The sequence below is a fragment of the Streptomyces chryseus genome, assembly GCF_014650755.1.
Lineage (GTDB): Bacteria > Actinomycetota > Actinomycetes > Streptomycetales > Streptomycetaceae > Streptomyces > Streptomyces chryseus.
In genome coordinates this window covers 147,424-166,579 of record NZ_BMVO01000011.1, presented here as the reverse complement: position 1 = coordinate 166,579, position 19,156 = coordinate 147,424, and the positions used below count along the sequence as shown (strand labels likewise).

Sequence of the window (19,156 nt, the reverse complement as noted above, 5' to 3'; positions counted from 1 at the left end):
CGTGGGCATGTGGTGACAATACGCGCTAAACGGACAAAATCTGCTTAATTGATCTATGGCGGCGCGGCGAGCGCCCGACCGTGAGCGGAGTGGGGCGAGGCCGGGGCCGGGGCGGGCGGCCCACCGCACTCACCGCGGCGGACGGCCCGCCGGGGTCACATCCGGGCGACGTTGCGCTCGTACACCAGCCGCAGGCCGATCAGGGTCAGCCACGGCTCGTGCTCGTCGATCTCCGAGGACTCGCCGAGCACCATCGGCGCCAGGCCGCCCGTGGCGATGACCGTCACGTCGTCCGGGTCGCCGTCGGGGCCCACGAGTTCACGGGCCATGCGCTGCGCGACGCCGTCGACCTGGCCCGCGAAGCCGTAGACGATGCCCGACTGCATGGCCTCGACGGTGTTCTTGCCGATCACGCTGCGCGGCCGGGCCAGCTCGATCTTGCGGAGCTGGGCGCCCTTGACACCGAGCGCCTCGACCGAGATCTCGATGCCCGGGGCGATCACACCGCCCGTGTACTCACCGCGCGCCGACACCGCGTCGAAGGTCGTCGCCGTGCCGAAGTCCACGACGATCGCCGGGCCGCCGTAGAGCTCGACCGCCGCGACCGCGTTGATGATGCGGTCGGCGCCGACCTCCTTCGGGTTGTCCATCAGGATCGGCACGCCCGTCTTGATGCCCGGCTCGACGAGCACGGCGGGGACGTCGCCGTAGTACCGGCGGGTCACCTCGCGCAGCTCGTGCAGCACGGACGGCACGGTCGAGCAGATCGCGATGCCCTCGATCCCGTCGCCCAGTTCGTCGCCCAGGAGCGGGTGCATGCCCATGAGGCCCTGGAGGAGTACGGCGAGCTCGTCCGCCGTGCGGCGGGCGTCGGTGGAGATGCGCCAGTGCTCGACGATCTCCTCCCCGTCGAACAGGCCGAGGACGGTGTGGGTGTTGCCGACGTCGATGGTGAGCAGCATGGGTTACTTCGCCTCGCGCAGGTCGAGGCCGATGTCGAGGATCGGGGAGGAGTGCGTGAGCGCCCCGACGGCGAGGAAGTCGACGCCCGTGTCCGCGTACGCGCGGGCGTTGTCCAGGGTCAGCCGGCCGGAGGATTCGAGGATCGCGCGGCCGCCCACGAGAGCGACCGCCTCGCGGGTCTGCTCCGGGGTGAAGTTGTCCAGGAGGATCAGGTCGGCGCCCGCCTCCAAAACCTCGGTCACCTGGGCCAGCGTGTCGACCTCGACCTCGATCGGGACCTCGGGGAACGCCTTGCGCACCAGCGTGAACGCCTCGGCCACGCCGCCCGCCGCGACCACGTGGTTGTCCTTGACGAGCGCCGCGTCCGAGAGGGACATCCGGTGGTTGACGCCACCGCCGCAGCGGACCGCGAACTTCTCCAGGGCGCGCAGCCCGGGAGTCGTCTTGCGGGTGTCGCGGACCTTGGCGCCGGTGCCTTCGAGGGCGTCCGCCCACGCGCGTGTGGCCGTCGCGATGCCCGACAGGCGGCACAGCAGGTTGAGCGCGCTGCGCTCGCCGGTGAGCAGGTCACGGGTGCGGGTGGTGACGCTGATGAGCTTCTGCCCGGCCTCGACGCGGTCGCCGTCCTCGACGTGCCGCTCGACTTCGAACTCGTCCGTGCAGATGACGGAGAGGATCGCCTCGGCGACGCGCAGGCCCGCGACGGTGCCGGCCTCGCGGGCCGTGAAGTCGCCGGTCGCGACGGCCTCCTCGGGGACGGTCGCCACGCTCGTGACGTCCACGCCGTGGGCGAGGTCCTCGGCCAGCGCGACGTTCGCGATGTCCTCGACCTCCAGCGGGTCGAGGCCCGACGCGACGAGGAGCTGCACCAGGTCGGGGTCGAGGCCGCACTCGGCGGTGTCGAGTTCGTACGTCTCCTCACCGCCGCAGCCGCAGGCGTCGCCGCACCCGCCGGAGGCGGTCGGCAGGAGCTGGGGGTTGTCGGGCGTACTCACGGTTACTGCTCCCTCTGAGCTGGTACGGGGCCGGGTCCTACGGGCGGGAACGATGCGGTCGCGGTGCGGTGCACGGCGAGGGTGCGGTCCGGGGTGAGCCGTACGACGAGGTGGCGGCGCCAGTCGTCGTCGCGGTCGGGGCGGTCCTCGCGCCAGTGGCAGCCCCGGGTCTCCTCGCGGGCGCGGGCCGCGGCGACCAGGACGCGCGAGACGAGGAGGAGGTTGGTGGCCTCCCAGGCGTCCACACCGGGCTCGGCGTCCTTGGCGCCGTCGCCGTCACCCGTGTCGCCGCCGTCGCGGTGGTCCGCTTCGGCGGCCGCGCTGCGGTACAGGGCCTCCAGGGCCGTCGCCGCGTGGTCGAGGCTCTCGGCGGAACGCAGCACTCCGGCGCCGGCCGTCATGATCCGCTGGATCTCGATGCGGGTGGCCGGGTCGAGGAGCGGCCCGGGGGCCTCCTCGCCGCGTACCGCCGGGCCGGGAGAGGCGGGGTGGGCCGCGATGTCCTCGGCGATGCGCTCCGCGAAGACGAGGCCCTCCAGGAGCGAGTTGGAGGCGAGCCGGTTCGCGCCGTGCACGCCCGTGCAGGCCACCTCACCGCAGGCGTAGAGCCCCGGGACGGTCGTACGGCCGTGGAGGTCCGTCCGTACGCCGCCGGACGCGTAGTGGGCCGCGGGGGCCACCGGGATCGGGTCCGTGACCGGGTCGATGCCGTGCGAGCGGCAGGCCGCCAGGATGGTGGGGAAGCGGGACTCCCACATGGCGGCGCCGAAGTGCCGCGCGTCGAGGTACATGTGCTCGGCGCCCTGCTCGCGCATCCGGCGCATGATCCCCTTGGCGACGATGTCGCGCGGGGCCAGCTCCGCCAGCTCGTGCTGGCCGAGCATGAAGCGCACGCCGTCCGCGTCGACGAGGTGGGCGCCCTCGCCCCGTACCGCCTCCGACACCAGGGGCTGCTGGCCCTCCGCGTCGGCGCCCAGGAAGAGCACCGTCGGGTGGAACTGGACGAATTCGAGGTCCGAGACCTCGGCGCCCGCGCGCAGGGCGAGGGCCACGCCGTCGCCGGTGGAGACGGACGGGTTGGTGGTGGCCGAGAAGACCTGCCCCATGCCGCCCGTCGCGAGGACGACGGCCGGAGCGAGGACGGCGCCGACGCCGTCGTGCTGGCCCTCGCCCATGACGTGCAGGGTGACACCGGCCGTACGTCCGTCGGCGTCCGTCAGCAGGTCCAGTACCAGGGCGTTCTCGATCGTACGGACAGACGCGAGCCGTACGGCCTCGACGAGCGCCCGGGAGATCTCCGCGCCCGTGGCGTCACCGCCGGCGTGCGCGATGCGGCGGCGGTGGTGGCCGCCCTCGCGGGTGAGCTGGATGACGCCCGACTCGGGGTCGGTGTCGAAGAGCGCGCCGGTGTCGATCAGTCGGCGCACGGCGTCGGGGCCCTCGGTGACCAGGGCCCGTACGGCCTCCTCGTCGCACAGGCCCGCGCCCGCGACGAGTGTGTCGTCGAGGTGCTGTTCGGGCGTGTCCCCGTCGCCGAGGGCGGCGGCTATGCCGCCCTGCGCCCAGCGGGTGGAGCCGTCGTCCAGGCGGGCCTTGGTGACGACGACCGTGCGCAGGCCGGCGGCGGTGCAGCGCAGCGCGGCGGTCAGGCCGGCGACGCCGGAGCCGACGACCACGACGTCGGCGTCGACGGTCCAGCCGGGGGCGGGGGCCTTCAGCCGTATACCGGTGCGGGTCATGCCGGGGCTCCCTGCTCGCGGACTTCGCCTGCGTCGCCGCTCTGGTGGACGAAGGTCAGCGGGATGTTGTCGATGAGGCGTGTGGCGCCGACCCGGGCGGCCACGGCGAGGATCGCGTCGCCGCTGTAGGCGTCGGGCACCTCGGTGAAGTCGGACGGGTCGACGAGGGCGACGTAGTCGAGGGCGAGCGGCGGTTCCAGGCGCGCCGCCTCGTCCAGGACGGTGGCCGCGGCCGCGCGGACGGCGGCCGGGCCGCTGAGGTCGGCGTGGCCGGCCTGCTCCACGGCGTGCGCGTCGGCCGCCGCGCGCGCCTCGCCGAGGCCGGCGAGGGCCGCCACCCGCGCGGGGGTCGTCGGCGCGCCCTGGGCGAGCGCGCGGGCGTGCAGGGCCTCCAGCGCGATGAGCCGGTCGCGGGCGGCGAACAACGCGCGCGAGAGGGCGAGCGCGGTGCGGCGCTCGCCGGGGGCGAGGTAGCGGTTGCGGCTGGACAGGGCCAGGCCGTCCTCCTCGCGGACCGTCGGCACGCCGACGATCTCGACGGGGAAGTTCAGGTCGCGCGCCATGCGGCGGATCAGGGCGAGCTGCTGGGCGTCCTTCTGCCCGAAGAACGCGACGTCGGGCCCGGTCAGGTGCAGCAGCTTGGCGACGACGGTCAGCATGCCGTCGAAGTGGCCGGGGCGGGACGCCCCTTCGAGCCGCTCGCCCATCGGTCCCGCGGTGATACGGACCTGCGGTGCGCCGCCCGGGTACACCTCGTCGGCGGAGGGGGCGAACACGGCGTTCGCACCGGCGCGTTCGGCGAGGGCCAGGTCGGCGTCGAGGGTGCGCGGATAGCGGTCGAGGTCCTCGCCCGCTCCGAACTGGAGCGGGTTGACGAACACGGTGACGACGACGAAGCCCCGGGGCCCCACGTGCGAGCGCGCGGCGCGGATCAGCGTCGCGTGGCCCTCGTGCAGGGCGCCCATGGTCATGACGACGGCGGTGCGGCCGGGGGCGGCAAAGTGCGCGAGGACGTACTGGAGGTCCTCACGGGTGGGGACCAGCTCGAAGGCGGCGCTCATCGGTCGTCTCTCCCGGCCCCGTCGGGCGCGTCGTCGTCGGGCCTGCCCGTCTCCGGCCTGCCCGAGTCGGGCCTGCCCCCGTCGGCCAGTACGTCCAGCAGGTCCTCGGCCAGCTCCGGCTTGAGCAGCCCGTGGGCGAGGGCGCGGTCGGCGGTCGTACGGGCCATGGCGAGGTATCCCGCGACGGCCTGCGGCGCGTGCTCGCGCAACTGCGCGACGTGCGCGGCGACCGTTCCCGCGTCCCCGCGCGCGACCGGGCCCGTGAGGGCCGCGTCGCCGGAGCGCAGGGCGTTGTCGAGGGCGGCGCCGAGGAGCGGTCCGAGCATCCGGTCGGGGGCCTCGACACCCGCCGTGCGCAGCAGCTCCATGGACTGGGCGACCAGCGTGACCAGGTGGTTCGCGCCGAGGGCGAGGGCCGCGTGGTAGAGCGGGCGCGCCTCTTCGGCGACCCACTCGGGCTCGCCGCCCATCTCGATGACCAGGGCCTCGGCCGCGAGGCGCAGCTCCTCGGGGGCGGTGACGCCGAAGGAGCAGCCCGCGAGCCGCTGCACGTCGACGGACGTTCCGGTGAACGTCATGGCGGGGTGCAGGGCGAGGGGCAGCGCGCCGGCGCGCAGGGCGGGCTCAAGGACGCGGGTTCCGTACCGCCCGGACGTGTGCACGATGAGCTGCCCCGGCCGTACGGCGCCGGTCTCCGCGAGCCCCTCGACGAGCCCCGGCAGGGCGTCGTCGGGAACGGTCAGCAGGACCAGTTCGGCGCGGGCCAGCACCTCGGCGGGGGTGACGAGCGGGACGTCGGGCAGGAGCGTCGCCGCCCGGCGCACGGACGCGTCCGAGACGCCGGAGACGGCTACCGGGCGGTGGCCCGCCAGCCGCAGCGCGGCGGCGAGCGCGGGGCCGACGCGGCCCGCTCCGACCACGCCCACGGTGAGGCGGGCGGGGCGGTCCCTGGGGTCCAGGGACTCGTGTGCTGCGTGTGGTGCGTTCACGTTCACGCGGGGACGGCCTTCCGTTCCAGTCCGCGGGGGGTACCGGACGATTTCTGGTCATGCTACGCCAGCGTTTCGTGCGATCGCCTCGCTGTCCACAGGCTGTGGGCAGAGGCCGCACGGTACGCGATGATCGTCCGATGACGGACGGCAGCGAACAGGACGGGCGCCGGCGCAGGCTCGCCGCGTGGAGGAAGGCGGAGCGCACCCTGTGGCGCGCCCCGGTGGAGTCGACCGTGGGTGAGCGGCTGGCGGCGCTCGCGGCGGCGGCGGACGCCGGTTCGGCGACCGGGGTGTACGACCTGGACGAGTGGACCGACGTGTACGGCGACGGGATCGTCGCCGAGCTGGAGCGGCGCGTCGCACGGACGCTGGGCACGGAGGCTGCGGCGTTCTTCCCCACCGGGACGATGGCGCAGCAGGTGGCGCTGCGGTGCTGGGCGGGGCGTACGGGCAACGCGACGGTGGCGCTGCATCCGCTGTCGCACCCGGAGGTGCACGAGGGCGGCGCGCTGTCGGTGGTGAGCGGGCTGCGCACGACGCATCCGACGGCCGCGCACCGGCTTCCCACGGCGGACGAAGTGCGCGCCTGCGACGAGCCGTTCGGCACGCTGATGCTGGAACTGCCGCTGCGGGACGCCGGCTTCGTCCTGCCGTCGTGGGACGAGCTGACGGCGGTCGTCGACGCCGCGCGGGAACGGGACGCGGTGGTGCACTTCGACGGCGCCCGGCTGTGGGAGTGCGCCCCTCATCTCGGCCGTACGCTCCCGGAGATCGCGGAGCTCGCTGACAGCGTGTACGTGTCGTTCTACAAGTCCCTGGGCGCGATGTCCGGGGCGGCGCTCGCGGGACCGGCTTCGCTGGTCGCTGAGGCGCGGGTGTGGCGGCACCGGTACGGCGGGCAGCTCTTCCAGCAGTACCCGGCGGCCCTCTCCGCCCTGCTGGGCCTGGAGCGGGAGCTGCCCCGGCTGCCGGAGTACGTCGCCCACGCCAAGGTGGTCGCGGCGGCGCTCGCGGACGGCTTCCGCGCGGCGGGCGTGCCGTGGTTCCGGGTGCGTCCGGAGCCGCCGCACACGCACCAGTTCCAGGTCTGGCTGCCGTACGGCGCGGAGCTCCTGACGGAGGCGGCGGTGCGGCAGGCGGAGGAGACGGGGGTGGCGCTGTTCCGCAGGTGGTTCGAGGACGCGCCGCCGGGGGTGGCGGTCACGGAGGTGACGGTGGCGGCCGCCGGTCTGGAGTGGACGCGGCGGGACGTGTTGTACGCGGTGGCCGACTTCGCGGGGCGGTTGCAGGGGCAGGAGGCAGGAGCGGGGCCCACGGCGGGCGGCCCGCGCCCGTCTCCCTAGCCGCACGCCCCGGACCCGGAGCCGGCCACGGCCCGGGTGCGCCCGGCCCGTGCGCCCCGGCTACGGGTGGCGGAGGCGAACAGGCCGGCCAGGGTGGCGCGGAGGCGGCCGAGCCGGGGCGGCCGGCCCGCGGCCGTCGCCCCGAGGCGCTGGTAGTCGCGTACCTCCCGGACCACCTGCCAGTCGCCCTGGCCGGGCGCCGGCGGTGCGGGGTGCCCCAACTGAGCGGCGCGGTAGACATCGAGCATGTGCTGCTGAGTGGCGTTCATGTCACCCACCCTGCGCGCCGGGCGCCCCGCGACGCGCTTCGTTTGACGAGCCCCGTCAATCGGCGGTCCGGCTGTCGGCGGCACCGGGCACGATGGGGCCATGAGCGTGTCCATCGACATCACCGGCCTGCCGTCCGAGCGCGTCGTCTTCGAGACCTCCCCGCTGGCGGAGCTCGGCATGGCCCTGCACGCCCTGTCCGAGCCCGGCCACCACCCGGGGCTGCACGGCTGGGCGACGGCGGCCGCCGCGTCGCTGAAGCCGGACCTCGCGGACCGGATGAGCGAGGCGGAGTTCCTGTGGCGCAGCACGTTCTCGGACGTCTTCATGCCGTTCGCCGGCGTGCGCGGCGGCGACGGCAGGACGGGCGCGACGCTCGCCGAGGACCTGGACGCGCTGGACCGGCTGGACGACGAGCGGTTCGTCTCGGCCGCGCTGGAGTTCACCTGCTCCAGTACGTACGGCAGCGTCAGCCCGTCCCCGCTCGTCGACGCGGCGATGCGCGACCGGGCGCTGGACCTGGCCGCCGCGCGCGGGCCCAAGCAGACGGACTTCGCCCGCCGGCTGCTGGCCGATCCCGGGTCCGTACGGGCCTGGCTGCGGCGCCTGTTCGAGGACTGCGACCAGGCGTTCTTCGCGGACACCTGGCGCCGCGCCCGGGTCCAACTGGCCTCCGCCGCGCGGCACCACGGCGAGGTGCTGCGCCGCAAGGGCCTCGCGGAGGCCCTGCACGCGGTCTCCCCCGCGCTGACGCTGGAGACGAGCGGCGGCCCGGGCGGGGCGAGGACCCGTATCCACGCCGACAAGCTGGCCGACGGCCGGACCAGCGCCGTCGAGCCGGACGTCGGGGCAGGGCTGACCTTCGTGCCGTCGAGTTTCGGCTGGCCGCATCTGTCGATCCTGCACGCGCCCGGCTGGCGGCCGGTGATCCACTACCCGGTCGGCGCGCCCGAACTGCCCGGCCCCGCGTCGGTCGAGCTGCTGAAACTGCGGATGGAGGCGCTGGCCCACCCGATGCGCATGCGCCTGTGCCGCAACCTCGCCCGCTCCCCGTACACGACCGGCGAGCTGGCCGAGTCGCACGGCATCACCGCGCCCGAGGTCTCACGCCATCTGACCGTCCTGCGCAAGGCCGGCCTGCTGACCACCCAGCGCCGCGGCCGCTACGTCCTGCACGGCCTGGACCTCCAGGTGGTGTCCCGGCTCGGCAGCGACTTCCTAGAGGGCGTGCTGCGCTAGCCGGTCACTTGTCGATGTCGCCGACGACGAAGAAGAGCGACCCGAGGATCGCCACCATGTCGGCGACGAGCGTTCCGGGGAGCAGTTCCACCAGCGCCTGGATGTTGTTGAACGAGGCCGAGCGCAGCTTCAGGCGGTACGGCGTCTTCTCGCCCTTCGAGACCAGGTAGTAGCCGTTGATCCCGAGCGGGTTCTCGGTCCAGGCGTACGTGTGGCCCTCCGGGGCCTTCAGCACCTTCGGCAGCCGCTGGTTGATCGGGCCGGGCGCGAGGCCGGCCATCCGGTCCAGGCAGGCGTCCGCCAGGTCCAGCGCGTTGTGGGTCTGCTCCAGGAGGACCTCGAAGCGGGCGAGGCAGTCGCCCTCGGCCCTGGTGGCGACCTTCAGGGTGTCCTGGAGTTCGCCGTACGCGAGGTACGGCTCGTCGCGGCGGAGGTCGAAGTCGACGCCGGAGGCGCGGGCGATGGGGCCGCTCACGCCGTACGCGTGCACGGCCTCGCGCGACAGTACGCCGACGCCGCGCGTGCGGCCGCGGAAGATCTCGTTGCCGGTGACCAGGTCGTCGTACACGTCCATCCGGGACCGGACGTCCGCGACGGCCGCGCGGGCCCGGCCGAGCCAGCCTGCGGGGAGGTCCTCCTTGAGGCCGCCGACCCGGTTGAACATGTAGTGCATGCGGCCGCCGGAAACCTCCTCCATGACGGCCTGGAGCTCCTCGCGCTCACGGAACGCGTAGAAGACCGGGGTGATTCCGCCCAGTTCGAGGGGGTACGAACCGAGGAACATCAGGTGGTTCAGGACCCGGTTCAGCTCGGCGAGGAGCGTACGGGTCCAGACGGCGCGCTCCGGGACCTCCATGCCGAGCATGCGCTCGACGGCCATGACGACGCCGAGTTCGTTGGAGAACGCGGACAGCCAGTCGTGGCGGTTCGCGAGCATGACGATCTGGCGGTAGTCACGGGCCTCGAACAGCTTCTCCGCGCCGCGGTGCATGTAGCCGATGACCGGCTCCGCGTGCTGGATCCGTTCGCCGTCGAGCACCAGCCTGAGGCGGAGGACGCCGTGCGTGGAGGGATGCTGGGGGCCGATGTTGAGCACCATGTCGGTGCTCTCCGCCGCGCCGCCGATGCCGACCGTGGTCTCCGTCATGCGGCCAGTATCCCCCCGCCGGGGTCGCCGCCGGTGAGCGGGTGCGGAGCGCGGTTCGCGCGGGAGCGGGGGGCGCGGGGGCGCGGGGGCGGGGGCGCTGTGCGCGGGGGCTGCGGGGTCGGGCGCGGGGGTGGGGGCCACGGGGACTGCGGGGTCGGGGCTGGGCCCGGGCGTCTCCTCGGGTGCCGAGCCCTCGGGCACCGCTGCGGTCAGTACGGGCCCGTCGCGTTCGACACCCTGCGGGGAGCGCCCCGGCACGTCCCCTCCCGCCACTCCCGGGGGCTGCGGAAGGGGGTCAGGCGAGCGGGACGGGTTGACTCAGCCAGGTGAAGTCGCCCAGGCCGCCGCGGGCCGTCAGCTCCGCCGCCTCGCCCGCCCCCGACAGCGCCCGTACGTACGCCGCCGGGTCCGTGCTCGCCAGGGCCAGCGGCGGGCGGGCGGCCGTCACGCCCAGGCGGTGCAGTGCCTCCCGCTGCGAGCGGAGTTCCGCGCCGGGCAGGGCGCACGCGTCCAGCGCGACGTGGGAGGTGATGTCGCAGCTGCCGTCGGGGACCGGGCGTACCTCCCGGCCCGCCCGGAAGCCCGTCAGCGTGCCGAAGGGGGGTCGCGCCGCCCGCTCGTGGGCGTAGTCCACCGCGACCGCCAGACCCGCGTCCAGCGTCGCCACCGCCGCCGCCCACGCCGCGTCGCGGGGGCGGCCGATCTCGGCCCGCAGCCCGGGCCCGGCGTCCGGCGGCAACGGCCACCAGCGCGCGAGCCAGTCCGCGTCGAGGCCGGTCACCGGGTCGCCCAGGCGCTCCTCGCCGTCCCGGCGGACGAGGACGTACCGCGCGACACCCGCCGCGTCGGTCTCGGCCACGTCCACCGGGACGTTGTCCAGCCACTCGTTCGCGAACAGCAGTCCGGTGACCCCCGACGGCGGCTCGGCCGCCCACTCGACGCGGTGATCGAGACCCGGCGGCCGGGGCGCGCGCTCCACGCCGTACGCCCTCACTCGCGCCGCCGCTTCCACCGGCAGCGCCGCCAGCACCGCCGACAGCAGCTCGCCCCGCCCGGCCCCCACGTCGACCAGCGCCAGCTCCGCCGGCCGCCCCAGCGACTCGTCCACGTCCGCGAGCAGCCGCGCGACCGCCCCCGCGTACAGCGCCGACGCGTGCACCGACGTGCGGAAGTGGCCGGACGGGCCGGGGCCGCCGGGCCGTACGTAGAAACCGTCGGGGCCGTAGAGCGCCTGCTCCGCGGCCTCCCGCCACCGCTGCCAGTCATCCGTCACGGCACCAAGTCTCCACCTTGGGGAGTAGGCTCCGGCCCACCGGATCGCTCCTCCGGTTGACCCCTGCACCTATTCGATTTCCCTACGCTGGGTTACGTGCAACGCCTCTACGATTTCCTCCGCAGGCACCCGACGACGGTCGACAGCTTCTGGGCTGTGACGCTCCTCGGGTTCTCCCTGCTGTGGGCCGTCCAGGCGCCGATGGGCACCCAGTCGCGGATCGCGGCCGTCCCTGTCATCGCGCTGCTCTGCCTCGTGGTGGCCCTGCGCCGCCGCGCTCCGGAGAAGATGCTGCTGCTGGCCGTCCTGATGGGCGTGGCGCAGCTGGTGTTCGACGTGGAGGTCAATCCGGCCGACTGGGCCATGCTCGTCGTCATCTACACCGTCGCCGCGAGCGACGGACCACGCTGGATATCGCGCGTGGCCCTCTTCGGCGGGCTGACGGCCGCCCCGCTGGCGGCACTGCGCTGGCCCGCCGAGACCGGCGGCAGCTCGGTCCTCGCGTCGGTCTTCTTCGTGATCGTCATGGCCCTGCCCTTCGCGCTGGCGTGGGTCCTCGGCGACTCGATGCACACCCGGCGGGCGTACTTCGCCGAGCTGGAGGAGCGCGCCGCCCGCCTGGAGAAGGAGCGCGAGGCGCAGTCGAAGGTCGCCGTCGCCGCCGAGCGGGCCCGTATCGCCCGTGAGCTGCACGACGTCGTCGCGCACAACGTCTCCGTGATGGTGGTGCAGGCCGACGGCGCGGCGTACGTCATGGACGCCTCGCCCGCACAGGCCAGGCAGGCACTGGAGACGATCTCCACGACCGGCCGCCAGGCGCTCGCCGAGATGCGGCGGCTGCTGGGCGTACTGCGGACCGGCGAGCACCAGGAGAGCGGCGAGTACGTGCCCCAGCCCGACGTGGAGCAGATCGAGGACCTCGTCGAGCAGGTCCGCACCGCCGGCCTGACCGTCGACTTCAAGGTCGAGGGCACCCCGCGCCCGCTGCCCAGCGGGGTGGAGCTGACGGCGTACCGCATCGTGCAGGAGGCCCTCACCAACACGCGCAAGCACGGCGGGCCCGAAGCGGGCGCGAGCGTGCGGCTCGTGTACTTCGACGACGGGCTCGGTCTGCTCGTCGAGGACGACGGGCGGGGCGCGGCGCACGAGCTGTACGAGGACGGCGGCGCGGACGGACGGGGGCACGGCCTGATCGGCATGCGCGAGCGCGTCGGTATGGTCGGCGGCACGCTCGACGCGGGGCCGCGACCGGGCGGCGGCTTCCGGATCAGCGCGCTGCTGCCGCTCAAACCGGCTCACTGAACGCCACCCCGGCCACCCCCATCCCTGGTTACGCCGACGAAAGGCACCCCACCCCATGTCCATCCGCGTGATGCTCGTAGACGACCAGGTGCTGCTGCGCACCGGCTTCCGGATGGTGCTGGCGGCGCAGCCGGACATGGAGGTCGTGGCGGAGGCCGGTGACGGGGCGGAGGCGATCGAGGTCCTGCGCTCCACGGCGGTGGACGTGGTGCTGATGGACGTACGGATGCCCAGGCTGGACGGGGTGGAGGCCACGCGGCGCATCTGCGCGGATCCCGACGCCCCGAAGGTGCTCATCCTGACCACGTTCGACCTGGACGAGTACGCCTTCTCCGGGCTGAAGGCGGGGGCCAGCGGCTTCATGCTGAAGGACGTGCCGCCGGGTGAACTGCTGGCCGCCATCCGGTCGGTGCACAGCGGTGACGCGGTCGTCGCGCCGTCCACGACGCGGCGTCTGCTGGACCGCTTCTCGCCGATGCTGCCGAGCACGGGCAAGGAGACCAAGGCCGTCGACTCCGCGCTGGCCCGGCTCACCGAGCGGGAGCGCGAGGTGATGCTGCTGGTGGCGCAGGGGCTGTCGAACGGCGAGATCGCGGCGCGGCTCGTGCTGTCGGAGGCCACGGTCAAGACGCACGTGGGCCGCATCCTGACCAAGCTCGGCCTGCGCGACCGGGTCCAGGTGGTCGTGCTGGCGTACGAGTCGGGACTGGTGCGCGCGGGCGGCGGCGGCTCGGCCCTGTCCTAGGGCACGTCCCCGCGTGCGGGCGGAAGGGGTGCGGACGAAACCCGCCCCGGGGAAGCGCCCCCTCCCGCCCCCGCCCGGCGGCCGGTTACGAGATCGCGCTGCGCAGGACCGCCACGTCGAGCTGTTCCGTTTCGTCATGGGCCGTCAGATCGATGACCTGGCCCACCGGCCGGCTCTCCGCCGGCCCGTCCGCTCCACGGCGCGCGTCGGCCAGTGCCTCCTCGCCCACCACGTCCGCGAGGTCCTCGTTCTGCACCGCCTCGATCGCCGCGGCGGCGGACTTCTGGTTGCCGAAGAAGTCGAAGCCACCCTGGATGCGCGAGGCGCGGCGACGCCCGGCGGCGTACGGGACGACGGCGGACGACGGGCGAGCGCGTTCCGGGGTGGACGCGACGTCGCTACCGGCGGCCGCCTCGTGCTTCCCCTCCGGCTCGGCCACCCCGTGGTCCCGCGCCTCGCGCGACGCGCGGGACGCCTGCTCCGCCGCGTTGCGCGACAGCTTGTCCAGCGCCATGTTCGCGCGCAGGTAGGCGGACGGCGTCAGCGAACTGCCCGCGGCGGGCAGCGCCTTCGCGGGGGCCGCGGCCTCGATCGCCAGCAGGCGCCGGCCTTCCAGCGCGCTGGCACGCTCGGTCTCCGCCGTCGCGTACCGCCGCAGCAGCGCGGCGTGTTCGCCGCGCAGCGCGGCCAGCTCGACCCGCTTGGCGCGCAGCTTCGCGTCGAGCTTGGCGCGCAGTTCGCGCGACTCCTCGATGTCCGACTCGAGATCCGCGATGCGCTCCTCGGTCTTCCACTCGTCGTTCGCGCGCGCCCTCGTCAGCTCCGCGACCCGACGGCCCGCCGCACGGTCCCAGCCGCGCATGAGGACCGCGCCGGTGACCGCCGCGGCCGCGGCCGCCGCGACCAGACCGCGCAACACCACCGGTTCCGTGAACAACCAGGCACCGGCGGCGCAGAGTATTGAAGCGCCGGCGACCGCGGAAGGCGGAAGCAGCCTGTGCAGGGGTGGCGAATGGCGGTGACGTCCACGTGGCATGGCCTGAAATTTACCGTGCGTAGACGGCGGATGGGGACCCGCCCGGCAAAGTGTTCCCGGGCGGTTACCCAATTCCCGCGCGGGCTACTTCTTGATCAGCCCCTTCGACTCCAGATACTCCTTCGCCGCGTCCACGGGCTTCACCCGTTCCGCGTCGATCCTGCGGTTCAGCTCCACCAGATCCTCGGTCGTCAGCGCCTTGGTGAGCTTGCCGAGCGCGTCGGCTATCTCCGGCGTTCCGGCGTCCTTCGCATTGACCACCGGCAGGATGTTGTCGGCGTTCTGCAGCTTCTTGTCGTCCTCCAGGAGTACGAGTCCGAAGCCCTCCAGCGTCGCGTCGGTCGTCGTGGTCAGCACGAGCTGGTCCGCGCCGTCCTTCACCGCCTGCTTGGCCTGCGGGGTGCCCACGCCCTTGGGGTCGACGCCGGTGACGTCGATCCCGTACTCCTTCTTCAGGCCGGGTGCGCAGAAGGGCCGGATCTCGCACTCGTCGCCCGCCGCGATCTTCACCTTGAGCTTGGACTCACCCAGGTCGGAAAGGGTCTTCAGGTCGTTCTTCTCGGCGTATTCCCTGCTCACCGCGAAGGCGTTCTGGTCGACCGCCTCACCGGCCGGCAGCGCCTTCAGTCCGCGCGGCTCCGCGAGCTTCTCCAGTGCTTTGAAGGTGGCGGCCACATCGCTGGACGCGACCGGATTCTTCTCCGGAGCCTTGGGGCCGTTCACCTTCGCGTTGAGGAATTCGGCAAGCGTAGCGGCGTATTCCGGTACGACGTCGATCTCGCCCTTCTCCAGGGCGGGTTCGTACAGTTCGCGGTTCTCCACCGTCTTGATGGTGGTGGCGTATCCGGCGTCCCTGAGGACCTGCGCGTACAGCTCGGCCAGCACCTTGGACTCGGTGAATCCGGCCGAACCGATCACCAGCGACGTCTTCTGCCCGCCCGCGCCGGCCTGGTCGGAGCCGCCGTCCTTGCCCTTCTCCAGGCTGTCGCCGCCGCATGCCGCCAGCCCGCCGGCCAGTGCGATCACGGCCACTACCGCACCCGCTGTGCGCGAGGTCCTGCTCATGAGGTTCACCATCCAAGAGGAAGAAAACAGAAGAACGAAACAGACATCGTCAGGCCGTGCGCCGCCCGGAGTCCCGCCCGCGCATCGGGTCGAGCAGCCGGTCCGCCGCCACCAGCGCGCCCTCCACCAGCAGCGCCAGGACGGCGACGAGCAGTGCGCCCGCCACCACCTGTGGCGTGTTGTACGTGTTGAAGCCGGCCGTGATGATCCGCCCCAGCCCGCCCTCGCCCGCCATGGCGGCGAGCGTGGCCGTGGCGACCACCTGGACGGACGCCGACCTGAGCCCGGTCATCACCAGCGGGTACGCGAGGGGCAGTTCGACCCGTACGAACACCTGCCACCCCGACATGCCCATCCCGCGCGCGGCCTCCACCACCGCCCGGTCGACCTCCCGCATGCCGATGTACGCGTTGGTGAGCAGCGGCGGCACGGCGAACAGCACGAGCGCGATGATCGTCGGCAGGTCGCCCTGCCTCCCCAGGGGGGTGAGCGTCAGCAGGACCAGCACCGCGAGAGTGGGGATCGCCCGCCCCACGTTGGAGAGGTTGACCGCCAGCGCGCCGCCCCGGCCCAGGTGGCCGAGCCACAGCGCCACGGGCAGCGCGATCAGACAGGACAGCAGCAGGCACACGCCGCTGAAGTACAGGTGCTCGGCCAGCCGGTTCCAGACGCCGCTCTCGCCCTGCCAGTTGGCACCCGTCGCCAGCCAGGTGAAGGCGTCCCCGATCGCTCCCACGGCTCAGCCGGCTTTCGCGACACGGGTCGTACGGACAGGGGCGCCGCCGGTGCGTATGCGGGGTTCACGGCGCTTCGGCGCCCTGGTCCACGGAGTGAGCGCCCGCTGCACGCCGAGCAGGAGCAGGTCGGCCGCCACCGCGAGCAGCACGCAGATCACGGACGCCGTCAGCACCTGTGCCTTGAAGAGGGAGTCGAGGCCGTCCACGATCAGGGTCCCCAGGCCGCCGTACCCCACGATCGCGCCGACCGTCGTCAGGGCCACCGTCGACACCGTCGCTATCCGCACCCCGGCCAGCAGCGCGGGCAGCGCGAGCGGCAGTTCGACCTCCCAGAGCAGCCGCCCCCGGCCGTACCCCATCCCGAGCGCGGCCTCCCGCGCCTCCGCCGGCACCGCTTCGAGCCCGGCCAGGATGTTGCGCACGAGGACGGTCAGCGAATAGAGGACGAGCCCCGTGACCACCACGGCCGCCGAGAGCCCGAACACCGGCAGCAGCAACGAGAACATCGCCAGCGACGGGACCGTGTAGAGCACGGTCGTCAGGCCGAGGACCGGCCCCGCGAACCGCGACCGGCGGCCGTCCGCGCCCCGCGCGAGCAGCGCCAGCGGGAAGGCGATCAGCAGACCGATCACCACCGAGACCACCGTGATCCACACATGCTGGACGGTCGCGTCGGTCAACTCCTGGCCCCGGGAGCGGACGTACTCCGCGCAGATCCAGTCGTTCGCCGTCAGGCAGCTCCGGCCGCTCATGCCGCCCCACCTCCCCCGAGAACCCGAACTTATGTCTGACGACCCTATCCCCGGCCACTGACAGCCACCGGAATCCGCCACGTTCCCGCAACATGGTCGTGACACCGGACCGGCCACAATGGGGACTCATGATCCGATTCGAGCACGTCACCAAGCGGTACGCCGACGGCACCACCGCCGTCGACGACCTCTCCTTCGAAGTCGCCGAGGGCGAACTGGTCACGCTCGTCGGGCCGTCCGGGTGCGGCAAGACCACCACCATGAAGATGGTGAACCGGCTGATCGAGCCGAGCGACGGCCGGATTCTCCTGGACGGGGACGACATATCCACCGTCGACCCCGTCCAGCTCCGCCGCCGTATCGGCTATGTCATCCAGCAGGTCGGCCTCTTCCCCCACAGGACGGTCCTGGACAACACCGCGACCGTCCCGCACCTCCTCGGCGTCAAGCGCGCCAAGGCCCGCGAGCGCGCCGCCGAACTCCTCGACCTGGTCGGTCTCGACCCGTCCGTCCACGGCGACCGCTACCCCGACCAGCTCTCCGGCGGCCAGCGCCAGCGCGTCGGCGTGGCCAGGGCGCTGGCCGCCGACCCGCCCGTACTGCTCATGGACGAGCCCTTCGGCGCGGTCGATCCGGTGGTCCGCGAGCACCTCCAGAACGAGTTCCTGCGGCTCCAGTCCCAGGTGCGCAAGACCGTGCTGTTCGTGACCCACGACATCGAGGAGGCCGTGCGCCTCGGCGACCGCATCGCCGTCTACGGGCAGGGCAGGATCGAGCAGTTCGACGCCCCGGCCGCCGTCCTCGGCGCGCCCGCCACGCCGTACGTCGCCGATTTCGTCGGCGCCGACCGGGGCCTGAAGCGGCTGTCCGTCACCCCCATCGAACCCGGCGACCTGGAACAGCCGCCCGTCGTCCACCTCGACGACCCGGTCGAGCGGGCCGCCGCCGCGCTGACCGCCGAGGGAGCCCGCTGGGCCGTCGTGCTCGACAGCGCCGACGACCTGCACGGCTGGATCTCCGCCGAGCAGGTCCGCGGGGCCGGCGGGACCGTACGGGAGCACGCGCGCCGGATGGAGGCGTGGCTGCCCGTCGGCGCCTCCCTCAAGCAGGCGTTCTCCACGATGCTCCAGCACGACGCCGGGTGGATCGCGGTCATCGACGAGAAGAGCGCGGGCCGCTTCCTGGGCGTGCTCACACCGGCCCGCCTCCACGAGGCGCTGCGCCGGTCCATCGACGCCGACGCGCAGGAACTTCCCCGTACCGCCGTCGCGGTGGAGTCCGTCAGTTCGCCCTGAGCCTGCCGCCGAGCCACTCCATGGCGGCCGGTATCTCACGCCGCCAGGTGCCGAAGTTGTGGCCCCCGCTGTCCAGGGTGATCGAGGAGACCCGGGCGGGCGGCCGCACCTTCGCCACGAACCGCTCCGTCTCCTTCAGGTTGTCCTCGCCGTGCCGGGAACTGGTCACGAGGAACGAGGTGTTCGACGGCTTGACGTGGTCCAGGCTCCACAGCAGGTCGGCCCGCTTGCGCGCGCGGTCGTCCCCGTGGAAGAGGTCGCCGGTCGTCGGGTCCTCGGCAGCCCGGTAGTACGCGGAGAGGCCGGCGCCCGCGCCGAACGTCCCCGGGTGGTGGAGGGCGAACTTCAGGGCGCAGTAACCACCGGTCGAGTTCCCGATGACGCCCCAGCTCCGCGCCCTGGTGCCGACGCGGTAGGTCTCCGACACCGCCTTGGGGATGTCCTGGGCGAGGAAGGTCTCGGTCTGCGGTCCGCGCGGCACGTCCACGCACTCGGTGTCCCTCGGGGGCGCCACCGTGGGCCGCAGCATCACCAGGATCATCGGCTGCGTCCGGCCCGCCTGCGCCTGGGTGTGCGCGGTGCGCGGGTAGCGCAGCCCCTTGAGCAGGTTCTCGGCCGTGCCGGGGTACCCGGTGAGCACGAGCGCCGCCGGGAAGTTCTGGTCGGCGTACCGGGGTTTGAAGTACTCGGGCGGCAGGTACACGTACGCCTGCCCGGCGATCTTCGACTTCTCCCCCGCTATGACGATCTTCTGTATCTGGCCGCCCACCCTCGGCTTCGAACCCCCCGGCACGTCCATGCCCTGCTTACCGACGACCGTGATGTCCCTGGCGGCGGCCGAGTGGTCGACCACCACTCCCAGTTCGGTCTCCTGGCCGAACAGGTCGGTCCACGAACCGTAGAAGAGGAAGGACTTGTTGGCGGCGAGCCCCAGCGTGGCGAAGAGCAGCAGCTGGGTCACGAGGAGCAGAGCGACACGGCCCAGTACGGAGCGCCAGGTGCGGCCTGCCAGGCGAGGCCAGAGCAAGACTGTGGCGACGAACAGCAGCGCGGCCAGGAGCGCGGCCAGTGCCAGAACTGTGTTGCTGGTGAGGCCCATGATGAGGAGGAAGCTTTCTGCCTGAATATTTCCCGAGAGCGAGTGAACCCGCTCCCCGGATGCGCCGTCCTAGAGGGCGCAAATTGTCCGGATGCTTCGGCCCAAG

The 19,156-nt window shown here is 73.1% G+C and carries 18 protein-coding genes; 5 read left to right on the top strand and 13 right to left on the bottom strand.

All coding sequences use genetic code 11. The features are described 5' to 3' along the window. Positions 1–155: 155 nt before the first annotated feature. The 5 genes from IE185_RS18710 to IE185_RS18690 are packed head-to-tail and all read right to left on the bottom strand — an operon-like array spanning position 156 to position 5,747. The gene (locus IE185_RS18710; RefSeq protein ID WP_138897620.1) at positions 156–962 is read right to left on the bottom strand and encodes a type III pantothenate kinase; all 807 of its coding nucleotides are present in this window, start codon (positions 960–962) and stop codon (positions 156–158) included. Between the two features lie 3 nt (positions 963–965). Beyond that, a complete protein-coding gene (gene nadC, locus IE185_RS18705; RefSeq protein WP_138897621.1) occupies positions 966–1,958 on the bottom strand; it encodes a carboxylating nicotinate-nucleotide diphosphorylase in 993 nt (330 codons plus the stop codon). A gap of 2 nt (positions 1,959–1,960) precedes the next feature. Beyond that, positions 1,961–3,697 carry an L-aspartate oxidase gene (locus IE185_RS18700; protein ID WP_138897622.1) on the bottom strand — a complete coding sequence of 579 codons (1,737 nt, stop codon included), beginning with the start codon at positions 3,695–3,697 and terminating at the stop codon, positions 1,961–1,963. Continuing rightward, a complete protein-coding gene (panC, locus tag IE185_RS18695) occupies positions 3,694–4,758 on the bottom strand; it encodes a pantoate--beta-alanine ligase (RefSeq protein ID WP_138897623.1) in 1,065 nt (354 codons plus the stop codon). Before panC ends, IE185_RS18700 begins: the two co-directional genes overlap by 4 nt. Further along, the gene (locus IE185_RS18690; RefSeq protein ID WP_229843582.1) at positions 4,755–5,747 is read right to left on the bottom strand and encodes a Rossmann-like and DUF2520 domain-containing protein; all 993 of its coding nucleotides are present in this window, start codon (positions 5,745–5,747) and stop codon (positions 4,755–4,757) included. Before IE185_RS18690 ends, panC begins: the two co-directional genes overlap by 4 nt. A gap of 140 nt (positions 5,748–5,887) precedes the next feature. On the opposite strand from IE185_RS18690, the gene IE185_RS18685 reads away from it, so the two are divergent. After that, positions 5,888–7,093 (top strand): threonine aldolase family protein, encoded by a 1,206-nt coding sequence (locus IE185_RS18685; RefSeq protein ID WP_189715559.1) that lies wholly within the window; start codon positions 5,888–5,890, stop codon positions 7,091–7,093. Here the strand turns inward: IE185_RS18685 and IE185_RS18680 are convergent. Further along, positions 7,090–7,362, bottom strand: coding sequence for a hypothetical protein (locus IE185_RS18680; protein ID WP_138899138.1), 273 nt, complete (start codon positions 7,360–7,362; stop codon positions 7,090–7,092). The genes IE185_RS18685 and IE185_RS18680 overlap by 4 nt on opposite strands. A 106-nt stretch (positions 7,363–7,468) precedes the next feature. Between IE185_RS18680 and IE185_RS18675 the strand changes: the two genes are divergently transcribed. After that, complete coding sequence (locus IE185_RS18675) at positions 7,469–8,599, top strand: DUF5937 family protein (RefSeq protein WP_138899139.1); 1,131 nt, start codon at positions 7,469–7,471, stop codon at positions 8,597–8,599. Positions 8,600–8,603: 4 nt separating this feature from the next. On the opposite strand, the gene IE185_RS18670 is transcribed toward IE185_RS18675, so the two are convergent. Both IE185_RS18670 and IE185_RS18665 read right to left on the bottom strand, forming a co-directional pair. Further along, positions 8,604–9,746 carry an NADH-quinone oxidoreductase subunit D gene (locus tag IE185_RS18670; RefSeq protein ID WP_138899137.1) on the bottom strand — a complete coding sequence of 381 codons (1,143 nt, stop codon included), beginning with the start codon at positions 9,744–9,746 and terminating at the stop codon, positions 8,604–8,606. A 295-nt stretch (positions 9,747–10,041) separates the two neighbouring features. Next, positions 10,042–11,019, bottom strand: coding sequence for an SAM-dependent methyltransferase (locus IE185_RS18665; RefSeq protein WP_138909757.1), 978 nt, complete (start codon positions 11,017–11,019; stop codon positions 10,042–10,044). 96 nt (positions 11,020–11,115) lie between these two features. Here IE185_RS18665 and IE185_RS18660 point away from each other — a divergent pair, with 96 nt between their 5' ends. Together IE185_RS18660 and IE185_RS18655 are read left to right on the top strand one after the other, a co-directional pair. After that, positions 11,116–12,321: a sensor histidine kinase gene (locus tag IE185_RS18660; RefSeq protein ID WP_138899243.1), complete on the top strand. Its 1,206-nt coding sequence runs from the start codon at positions 11,116–11,118 to the stop codon at positions 12,319–12,321. A gap of 55 nt (positions 12,322–12,376) precedes the next feature. Further along, positions 12,377–13,066 (top strand): response regulator, encoded by a 690-nt coding sequence (locus tag IE185_RS18655; RefSeq protein ID WP_138899244.1) that lies wholly within the window; start codon positions 12,377–12,379, stop codon positions 13,064–13,066. Positions 13,067–13,151: 85 nt separating this feature from the next. Here IE185_RS18655 and IE185_RS18650 read toward each other — a convergent pair whose 3' ends face one another. The 4 genes from IE185_RS18650 to IE185_RS18635 all read right to left on the bottom strand — a co-directional run bounded on the left by IE185_RS18650 (position 13,152) and on the right by IE185_RS18635 (position 16,656). Further along, positions 13,152–14,102: a hypothetical protein gene (locus tag IE185_RS18650; protein ID WP_189715557.1), complete on the bottom strand. Its 951-nt coding sequence runs from the start codon at positions 14,100–14,102 to the stop codon at positions 13,152–13,154. Positions 14,103–14,186: 84 nt separating this feature from the next. Beyond that, entirely contained in the window at positions 14,187–15,167 is a 981-nt protein-coding gene (locus IE185_RS18645; RefSeq protein WP_138899192.1) for an ABC transporter substrate-binding protein, read from the bottom strand. A gap of 49 nt (positions 15,168–15,216) precedes the next feature. Then, on the bottom strand, positions 15,217–15,903 hold the full coding sequence (locus IE185_RS18640) for an ABC transporter permease (RefSeq protein ID WP_138899193.1): 687 nt from the start codon (positions 15,901–15,903) through the stop codon (positions 15,217–15,219). 3 nt (positions 15,904–15,906) lie between these two features. Further along, positions 15,907–16,656, bottom strand: coding sequence for an ABC transporter permease (locus IE185_RS18635; RefSeq protein ID WP_138906557.1), 750 nt, complete (start codon positions 16,654–16,656; stop codon positions 15,907–15,909). A gap of 128 nt (positions 16,657–16,784) precedes the next feature. Here IE185_RS18635 and IE185_RS18630 point away from each other — a divergent pair, with 128 nt between their 5' ends. Next, on the top strand, positions 16,785–17,951 hold the full coding sequence (locus IE185_RS18630) for an ABC transporter ATP-binding protein (protein ID WP_138895518.1): 1,167 nt from the start codon (positions 16,785–16,787) through the stop codon (positions 17,949–17,951). Here IE185_RS18630 and IE185_RS18625 read toward each other — a convergent pair. Then, positions 17,938–19,050, bottom strand: a complete 1,113-nt coding sequence (locus IE185_RS18625; protein ID WP_138895517.1) for an alpha/beta hydrolase — start codon at positions 19,048–19,050, stop codon at positions 17,938–17,940. The genes IE185_RS18630 and IE185_RS18625 overlap by 14 nt on opposite strands. Positions 19,051–19,156 lie beyond the last annotated feature (106 nt).